The sequence below is a fragment of the Lacinutrix sp. MEBiC02404 genome (assembly GCF_053601575.1).
In genome coordinates this window covers 1-283 of record NZ_JBSHNV010000019.1, presented here as the reverse complement: position 1 = coordinate 283, position 283 = coordinate 1, and the positions used below count along the sequence as shown (strand labels likewise).

Below are 283 nucleotides of genomic sequence, written 5' to 3'. Positions count from 1 at the left end.
CCGCCATCACAAGTTGCTGTCGTATTAAAAGAAGCATCTCCTAAAGTTAAAACAGTTACCGTTTGTGTGCTACTTGTTCCGCAGGTTCCTGGACTTGCGTATTCTATCGTATAGGTTGTTCCAGAAATTCCATTAGTTACCTTTCCGCTAGTTGCGTTTATTGTTGCACCATCGGTTGGTATTGGATTAAACGTAAAGCTTCCGCCAAGATCTCCGGTTATATTTGCGGTTCCGCCATCACAAGTTGCTGTCATAGTAAAAGCTGCGTTTCCGGAGGTTAAAA

Annotated in this window: 1 protein-coding gene; it reads right to left on the bottom strand. The window is 43.1% G+C overall.

Going from position 1 to position 283, the window contains the following annotated elements; all coding sequences use genetic code 11:
* The coding region (locus tag ACVCXO_RS00085) for a hypothetical protein (protein WP_452227568.1) at positions 1-283 on the bottom strand (283 nt) is incomplete at both ends.